The organism is Streptomyces sp. NPDC004658, assembly GCF_040609555.1.
Lineage (GTDB): Bacteria > Actinomycetota > Actinomycetes > Streptomycetales > Streptomycetaceae > Streptomyces.
On the sequence record NZ_JBEXKG010000104.1, the window covers coordinates 20,689 to 29,025 of the forward strand.

General features: G+C 73.0%; 5 protein-coding genes and 1 pseudogene. 3 read left to right on the plus strand and 3 right to left on the minus strand.

The features are described 5' to 3' along the window. Nucleotides 1–132 precede the first annotated feature (132 nt). The 3 genes from ABZV94_RS28420 to ABZV94_RS28430 form a co-directional block, all read right to left on the minus strand. The gene (locus ABZV94_RS28420) at nucleotides 133–2,016 is read right to left on the minus strand and encodes a glycoside hydrolase (RefSeq protein ID WP_356345215.1); all 1,884 of its coding nucleotides are present in this window, start codon (nucleotides 2,014–2,016) and stop codon (nucleotides 133–135) included. Nucleotides 2,017–2,027: 11 nt separating this feature from the next. Next, nucleotides 2,028–3,278, minus strand: a complete 1,251-nt coding sequence (locus ABZV94_RS28425; RefSeq protein ID WP_356345217.1) for an ROK family transcriptional regulator — start codon at nucleotides 3,276–3,278, stop codon at nucleotides 2,028–2,030. A 144-nt stretch (nucleotides 3,279–3,422) separates the two neighbouring features. Next, the gene (locus ABZV94_RS28430; RefSeq protein WP_356345224.1) at nucleotides 3,423–4,706 is read right to left on the minus strand and encodes an FAD-binding protein; all 1,284 of its coding nucleotides are present in this window, start codon (nucleotides 4,704–4,706) and stop codon (nucleotides 3,423–3,425) included. A 137-nt stretch (nucleotides 4,707–4,843) separates the two neighbouring features. Between ABZV94_RS28430 and ABZV94_RS28435 the strand changes: the two genes are divergently transcribed. From ABZV94_RS28435 to ABZV94_RS28445, 3 genes and pseudogenes are all read left to right on the plus strand, one after another. Further along, nucleotides 4,844–5,851 carry a hydroxyacid dehydrogenase gene (locus ABZV94_RS28435; RefSeq protein WP_356345219.1) on the plus strand — a complete coding sequence of 336 codons (1,008 nt, stop codon included), beginning with the start codon at nucleotides 4,844–4,846 and terminating at the stop codon, nucleotides 5,849–5,851. A 155-nt stretch (nucleotides 5,852–6,006) separates the two neighbouring features. After that, nucleotides 6,007–7,368: a radical SAM protein gene (locus ABZV94_RS28440; protein ID WP_356345221.1), complete on the plus strand. Its 1,362-nt coding sequence runs from the start codon at nucleotides 6,007–6,009 to the stop codon at nucleotides 7,366–7,368. Between the two features lie 237 nt (nucleotides 7,369–7,605). Beyond that, nucleotides 7,606–8,337 (plus strand): annotated as a pseudogene (locus ABZV94_RS28445) (cellulose-binding protein); the annotation flags it as partial.

An 8,337-nucleotide genomic window follows, 5' to 3' on the forward strand; every position in this document is an offset into this window, starting at 1 on the left:
CTCGGCCCCTGACCACGGACAGCAGGGGCGGGATCGGGACGGCGGTCGCCGTGAGGGTCGGGCGGGGCAGGGGGTGAGGGCCGCCGGGTCAGGGGAGTGACCGGCGGCCCTCGGTCGGGGGAGACGGTCGCGCTACTGCCGGGTCCAGGCCTCGTTGGCGCCACCGGTGCAGCGGTAGAGGATCACCTCGGAGCCGTCGGCCGTCGCCTGTCCGCTGACGTCCAGGCACCGGCCCGACGCCTCGTTCACGATCTGCCCGTTGGCGTTCAGCAGCCAGCGCTGCGTGCCGTCACCGCGGTACGCGGCCGTGGCCGTGAGTCCCGAACTCCCGGCGGTCAGATAACCGCCGGCGCCCTTCAGGGTGCCCTTCGCGTCGTACGACCAGGACTGCCCGGCGGATCCGGTGCAGCCGGTGATCACGGCACCCGAGGCACCGGCCGTCAGGCACTTGCCGGACTGCCTGCCCACCAGGGCCCCGGTCAGCGCCGAACTCCCGTGGCCCTCGCGGTCGAGGACGTACGTCGTGATCGAACGCGGCGCGAGCGTGGCGGACATCGTGCCGCGCGCGACCGAAGGGCGCGCGACCTTCGCCCAGTTCTCGTCGGCGGAGGTCCGCACGGCCTGTGCGGCCCGCACCGGCGTCCCGCTGTTGAAGTGCAGGTTCAGCGCGGTGTCGGTCGCGTTGTGGTTGTTGGCCACGACCACCCAGCTGCCGTCGCGGTCGTACGCGGACACCTCCACGCCGTCCGGCGCGCCGGTCACCTCGTGCAGGGCCGCGCCCGGCCGGACGAACTTGCTGTACTGGCCGAGCGCGTAGTAGCGCTTGGTGAAGTACAGGGTCTGGTTGCCGTTCTTCGCGTAGTCGGGGTCGTAGTAGATCAGGCCGTCGTTCCAGCCCTCGTCGTTGCGGGCCGTCGGATCGCTGCCGGTCATCTCCGACAGCGCCACCCACCACTGGAACGCCGAGTCATGGGCGGTCGCGAAGTCCTTGTAGATGATCCGGGAGAGGTTCAACCCGCCGTCGATCGTCGGGTCGTACTCCTGGGCCCAGCCCGTGCCGCCCTTGCCGAAGCAGCAGATCTCCGTCGACCAGGACTCCTTGCCGGCCGCCCTGGACGTCTCGTACACCTGCGCGCGGTCGGCGTCACCGGGGTTGTCGTAGGTGTGGTGGGCCAGCTTGGCGACGTACCGGGCCGTGCCCGGCTGCGCGATCCACTGCGGGACCTCGGCGTTGAACTTCACCGTGCTGGTCGACTCGTCGGCGATGATCGTCGCCCTCTGGTGCCGGGCCCGCTGCTCGGCGCCGAGCGCGCGCACGATGTCGTCGCGCTGGGGGACGTCGACGAGCATGCCCTCCTGGCCGCACGAGTCGAAGCTGTTCGTCGGCTCGTTGAACGGGCTGATGTAGTCGAGCCGTACGCCCTGTCTCGCGAAGTGGTCGGTGACGTCGGCGATGTACGTGGCGAAGTCCTGCTCGCTCTCCGCCTTCAGATGGCCGCCGCAGCTCTTGCCGTTCGTCGTCCACGCGGCGGGCGCGCTGTTGACGAACCCGATCAGGTCCTCGACGCCGTACTCGGCGGCGGCGCGGAGGAAGTACCGGCCGGCCTCGTCCTTGCTCCAGTCGTAGCCGCCGTCCGGGGCCAGGAAGTCCTCGGGGGCGCGCGGCGCGTACGTCACGCCGGTGCCGCCACCGCCGATGTTGTAGCGGTACGCGCTGAGATCCAGGCCGTCCTCGGAGAACAGCAGCCGGGCGACCCGGGCCCGGACCTGTGGGGCGAAGTTCTTGAGGTCGTTGACCCACCAGGCGCCGGACGCGCCGATGTTGTCGATGGTCTGGGCGGCGTGGGGGGAGACCTCGGCGGCCGGGGGGCCGGCGGTGCCGGCGGCGCTCGCGGACGGGGAGCCGAGCAGGGCTCCGGTGACGGCCAGCGCGGCCGACGCGGTCAGCAGGACCGGTCTGCGGGTGCGGGGCCGGGAAGTGGGGGGCCGGGAGGTGCGGGGGTGAGACACGTGCATCCCTTCCGTCGTCACGAAGGCGGTGCGGTACGGCTCCTTGCGGGTGCGGTGGTGCGCTTGGTGCTGGTCCGCTGCCCGACGGACTGCAGTGCGCCCTCCAGCGCGAACGTGGCCGCGCCGAGGGACACCGGGTCGGTGGGGATCGGGGAGAGGACGATCTCGGTGGCGGCCAGCGGCCGGCCCAGGGCGTGCCGGGCGACGGCCCGGCGGACCTCCCCGAGCAGCGGCTCGCCCAGCCGGGAGGCCACCCAGCTGCTGAGGACGACCACTTCGGGGTTGAGCAGGTTGATCAGGTCGGAGATCGCGGCGCCGAGGTAACGGGCCGTGTCCCGGACGACCTTGAGCGCGACCGGGTCGTCCTGGGCGACCGCGCGGGCCAGCGCGTCGATGGTGGCCGTCTGGTCCTCGGGGTGCAACAGGGGCGAGCGGGGGTCGAGTTCGCGCAGGTTCTGCATGATGCCCGGTGCGCCGACGTACGTCTCCACGCAGCCGTGGTTGCCGCAGTGGCACAGCCGGCCGTCCAGCACGAGCGTGGTGTGCCCCCACTCGCCGGCGCTGTTGCTGACCCCGCGGTGCAGACCGCCGCCGAGGGCCAGACCGGCGCCCACCCCGGTGCCGAGGTTGACCACCACGGCGTCCCCGCGTCCCCGCGCCGCGCCGAACCACAGCTCGGCCACCGTGCAGGCACGCAGCGGGTTGTCCAGGTGCAGCGGGTAGGCGATGTGGTCGGCGAGCAGGCCGAGCAGCGGTACGTCGTGCCAGTTCCAGTTGGGCGCGTACTCGGCGACCCCGGTGTCCCGGTCGACCTGGCCCGGCACGCTCACCCCGACGCCCAGCACCCGGGCCGCCTCGACGCCGGCCTGGGCGACCACCGAGCCGACGGCGGCGGCGACGTGCCCGACCACCTGCTCGGGCCGGCTCTCCCCGGGGCGCATGTCCTCCTCGGCGCGGGCCAGCACGTTCAGCGCCAGGTCGAACAGCTCCACGTGGACGTACGTCTCGGCGATGTCCACGCCGACGAGCGCGCCCCCCGACGCGTTGACGGCGACCAGCCCCCGGGGGCGGCCCCCGGCCGAGTCCTCGAACCCCACCTCGGTGATCATGCGCAGGTCCAGCAGCTCGCCGACGAGCGTGGCCACCGTGGCGAGGCTCAGCCCGGTGGCCGCGGCCAGCTCCTGACGGGAGGTGGGGGACTCGGCGATGATCTGGCGCAGCACCTCGTAGCGGTTGGCGGTGCGGATGTCACGCGAGGTGCGCTTCACGCGGCTGCCCCTCCCCTCCCGAGCGGACGTGCGGGCCGGGGCGGCTTCGCCGCCGGCGCGGACGTCAGGCTAGGGGCTGGGAGGGACTTTCGACAAGGGGTTCGGAAAGGGGGTGGAGAAAGTGTGCGGCCCCGCGAACGGCCTTCAGTGGCCGAGGAGATCCCGTACGAAGGCGTTGGCGAACGTGCCGGAAGGGTCCAGGACGCGGGCCAGGTCCCGGAAGTCGGCGAACCGCGCGTACCGCCCGCGCAGCGCGGCCGGGGGGATCTGGAAGACCTTCCCCCAGTGCGGGCGGGGGGCGAACGGCTCCAGCACCTCCTCCAGCCGGCGCACCACCGGCAGCACCGCCGCCTCGTCGCGCACCCAGGTGAAGTGCAGCGCCACCGAGTCCCGTCCGTGGGCCGGGCTCAGCCACTGCGTGTCGGCGGCGATCGTCCGCACCTCGCAGGTCTGCAGCACCCCCGAGACCGTCTCCCGGATGCCGTCGACGGCGTGCAGCGCGTCGAGGGCCGCCGACCGCGGCAGCAGGTACTCCGACTGGATCTCCTCCCCGCTGCTCGGCGTGAACTCGGCCCGGAAGTGCGGCAACCGCTCGTGCCACGGCCCCGGCACCCCCAGCTGCCCGGTGCAGTTCCCCGCGGGCATGCCCGGCACCGGGTGCAGCGGCTGAGTCGCGGGCGCCGCCCACGGGAAGTCCACCGCCGGCCGGTCCGTGCGCCGCTTGACCCACACCTGCCGGAAGCCCGGCCGCCGCCAGTCCGTGAAGAGGCTCACGCTGTACCCGGAGGCCGCCACGGCCTCGAAGTCCAGGCCGTCCAAGGGCAGTTCGGTGTAGACCCGCTGCTCCACCTCGTACGCCGGCTCCAGGTCGAGGGTGAGCGCGGTGACGACGCCCAGCGCGCCGAGGGAGGTGACGACACCGTCGAACCGCGCGTCGTCCCGGCCCGTCGTCCGGGTCGTACCGTCCGCGACGACCATCTCCACCTCCCGGACCGCCGACGCCAGCGGTCCGTTGCTCACACCCGAGCCGTGCGTGCCCGTCGCCACCGAACCGGCCACCGAGATGTGCGGCAGGGAGGCCATGTTCCGCAGGGCCAGACCGTGCGCGTGGACCGCGCGGGCCAGTTCGGCGTAGCGGACCCCGCCCGCCACCCGTACCGTGCGCGCGGCCGTGTCGACGTCGATGGTCTGCGGCAGCCCGGCGGTGGACACCAGGACACCGTCGGGGCCCGGGTCGGCGATCCGGTTGAAGGAGTGACCGCTGCCCAGGACGCGCACCCGGGTGTGCGCCGCCACCAGCGCCGCCAGCTCCTGCGGCGTGCGCGGACGGTGGAACTCGCGCGCCCTGTACGTGACGGTGCGTGCCCAGTTGGTGACCGGTCCCGTGCCGGTTTCCCCGGGCCCCGCCGTTCCCTTCGTCTCCTTCATCCCCTTCGTCCCTGCGGTCTCGGCCATCCCTGCGTTCCCTCCCGGAGCGTTGCGTCTGCGTTGACCCTCTCATTCCGTGCCACCTACCGTGGAGGCCGGTCGCTGTCCGAGCGTCACCGAGCCGGAAGGTCACCTCCTTGCCCGAGCGTCCCCAGGCGCTGTTCGCCATGACGGCCCGGAACATGCCGCTCGTCTTCCCGCCCGGTCTGCTGGCCCGGCTGCGGGCGTGCGTGGACATCGATCCCGCGCTGGTGGTAGAGGACTTCGCCGAGGCCAGGGTGCGGGCGGCCCTCGCCCGCACCGAGATCCTGATCACCGGCTGGGGCTGTCCCCGCCTGGACGCGGCCGTCCTGGACGCCGCGCCGAAGCTGCGCGCCGTGCTGCACGCGGCCGGCTCGGTCAAGGGGTTCACCACGCCCGAGGTGTGGCGACGGGGCATCGCCGTCTCCTCGGCCGCCGCCGCCAACGCCGTGCCCGTCGCCGAGTACACCCTGGCCATGATCCTGCTCGCCGGGAAGGACGTCTTCGCCCTCCGCGACCGGCTGCGCGACCGGCGTGCCTTTCCCTACGGCGACATCCTGCCCGGCATCGGCAACCACGGCCGTCGCGTCGGCGTCGTCGGCGCCTCCCGGATCGGCCGCCGCCTGCTCGAACTGCTCCGCCCCCACGACCTCGCGGTCACGCTCGCCGACCCGTACGTGGACGCGGCACGGGCCGCCCGGCTCGGCGTGCCGCTGCTGCCGCTGGACGAGCTGCTGCGCACCTCCGACATCGTGACGCTGCACGCCCCGCAGACCGCCGAGACCCGCCATCTGATCGGCGCCCGCGAACTCGCCCTGATGCCCTCCGGGTCCGTGCTCCTCAACACCGCGCGCGGTGCCCTGGTCGACCACGAGGCGCTGATCGCGGAGCTGCGCGCCGGGCGCCTCAGCGCCGTGCTGGACGTGACCGACCCCGAGCCGCTGCCCGCCGGCTCCCCGCTGTACGACCTGCCGAACGCCTTCGTCACCCCGCACCTGGCCGGCTCGCAGGGCAACGAGGTGGCCAGGCTCGGGCGGGTCGTCGTGGAGGAGGCCGAGCGGCTGTCGTCCGGCGCCGGTCTGCGGCACGCGGTCGACCCGGCGGAGCTGGAGCGGGCGGCCTGACGCGGCGAGCCCGTGGGGCAGCATTCTGCCGAATTCACCGCAAAGGTGAACACAAAGGGTGTACCGGTAGGATCGCCCGGGGCCCCGGCACGGGTGCACCGGTGACGGGGGCATACGGTGAGAGGCGTACGCCTGAGCCGGGAGGAGACAGACGGATGGGCAGTCGTACCGCGCTGGTCGAGGATCTGATGGAGCGGTTCCCGCAGGTGCCGCGGGAGGCCGTCTTCAAGGAGGACCTGCTCCGGGGCGGTGTCGCCTTCGACGAATCCGCACTCAGCGACACCGCCAACGAGGCGGCCGGCAACGTCAAACCGAAGTCGTACTTCATCTTCTCCTTCGACCACGGCACCCTGCCCGAGCTGGGCGAGGCCGCGCTGCGCCGGCCCCCGGAGGAGATCATCCTCACGGGCGGCCCGTACGACCTCAGGCGCACGGTCGTCTCCGTACGGGTGAACCCCGCCTCGCCGTACCGGGTCGCCGCCGACGACGACGGGCTGCTCGGGCTGTATCTCGACGGCAGGCGCATCGCCGACGTCGGGGCCCCGCCGATGCCCGAGTACTACCGGCACACCCTCTCCAACGGGAAGTCCGTGATGGAGGTCGCGCCCACCATCCAGTGGGGCTACCTGATCTACCTGACCGTCTTCCGGGTCTGCCAGTACTTCGGCGCCAAGGAGGAGTGCCAGTACTGCGACATCAATCACAACTGGCGCCAGCACAAGGCCGCCGGCCGGCCCTACACCGGCGTCAAGGACGTCGAGGAGGTCCTGGAGGCGCTGGAGATCATCGACCGGTACGACACCCAGAAGGCGTCGACGGCCTACACCCTCACCGGCGGAGCGATCACGTCCAAGGTGGCCGGCCGGGACGAGGCCGACTTCTACGGCCACTACGCCAAGGCCATCGAGGAGCGCTTCCCGGGCCGCTGGATCGGCAAGGTCGTCGCACAGGCGCTGCCCAAGGCCGACGTGCAGCGCTTCAAGGACTACGGCGTGCAGATCTACCACCCCAACTTCGAGGTGTGGGACCGCCGGCTGTTCGAGCTGTACTGCCCCGGCAAGGAGCGCTACGTCGGCCGGGACGAGTGGCACCGCCGCATCCTGGACTCCGCCGAGGTGTTCGGCGCGCGCAACGTGATCCCCAACTTCGTGGCGGGCGTGGAGATGGCCGAGCCGTTCGGCTTCACCACCGTCGACGAGGCCATCGCCTCCACCACCGAGGGCCTGCGCTTCTTCATGTCGCACGGCATCACCCCGCGCTTCACCACCTGGTGCCCGGAGCCCACCACCCCGCTCGGCAAGGCCAACCCGCAGGGCGCGCCGCTGGAGTACCACATCCGGCTGCTCCAGGCCTACCGGCAGACCATGGACGACTTCGGCCTGTCCTCCCCGCCCGGCTACGGCCCGCCCGGCCCCGGCCGCGCGGTCTTCTCCGTCAGCTCCTTCATGGACAGCCTGCCCGCGGACGACACGCCGGCGCAGGCAACCCGGGCGGGGGACGAGCCGGTCCGGGCGTGAAGCGGTGGGGTCCGCGCCCGACCCGCTGAGCGGAACCGCGTCCGCGTCCGTACCAGAGGCCGGAGTTGCGGGCTGATCGCGGCACGCGCGCCCGTCGCCACTGTCGGTAGCCGGATGTGAACAGGCCGCTTGTCAGTTGTGGCGGGAGCGTGAAAAGCTCTGTGCCCTGCCGCGGGGTTCCCCGCAACTCCCCCTTCCCCTTGGTGAGTTGCCCTCGCTCGTGGATGCAGGAGTCCCATGCCCGACCTGCCGACCCCCCAGGACGACACCGAGGCCGCGCTGTTCTCGGAGTGCTGGGACGCGGTGCTCTCCTACGCGGACCTGTGCACCGCCGGGTCCCTGACGGCCCACCAGCTGGCCACCGAGGCCTTCGCCCTCGGCATGCGCGAGGTCCGCGCCGCCGCCGGCACCCATGTGCGCGGCGCCGGCAGCCGTACGGCACGGCTGCCGACGATCCCGGCGCTGCTCACCGCCGTACGCACCACCGCCGCCGCCTGGGAGGCCGACGGGCAGGGGCACAAGCTCGACCCCGAGCTGCGGCTGTGGCTCAACTCCGAGAGCGCCGCCCGGTTCTCCGGGCCGCCGCTCGGGCGGCCGGTGGCGCTGCGGGGGCTGCGGGACATGCAGGAGGCGGACGCCGCGCTGCTCTGGCTGGCCGAGGTGGAGGCGCTCCCGCTGCCCACCGTGGCCCGCCGGCTCGGCCTCGACCCGGCCACCGTCGCCGACGAACTCGACCAGGTCCGCGGCCTGTTCCGGGACCGCTGCCACCGCGCCCACCTCGACACCCCGATGGACGCGCAGTGCCGCAGCTACGCCCGCCTGCTGGACGCGGTCACCCGCTCGCCCACCGCCGAGACCCCCGGCGACCTCTCCCGGCACCTCGCCACCTGCGTGCGGTGCGCCGAGGCCGCCGCCTGCCTGCGCCTGCACGGCGGCGGACTGCCCGGCGCGCTGGCCGGCGGAGTGATC

Bases quoted from the DNA above. Each gene is read 5' to 3' on its own strand.
- ABZV94_RS28430 (WP_356345224.1), bottom strand. From the start codon at position 4,706: ATGAAGGAGACGAAGGGAACGGCGGGGCCCGGGGAAACCGGCACGGGA.
- ABZV94_RS28440 (WP_356345221.1), top strand. From the start codon at position 6,007: ATGGGCAGTCGTACCGCGCTGGTCGAGGATCTGATGGAGCGGTTCCCG.
- ABZV94_RS28420 (WP_356345215.1), bottom strand. From the start codon at position 2,016: ATGCACGTGTCTCACCCCCGCACCTCCCGGCCCCCCACTTCCCGGCCC.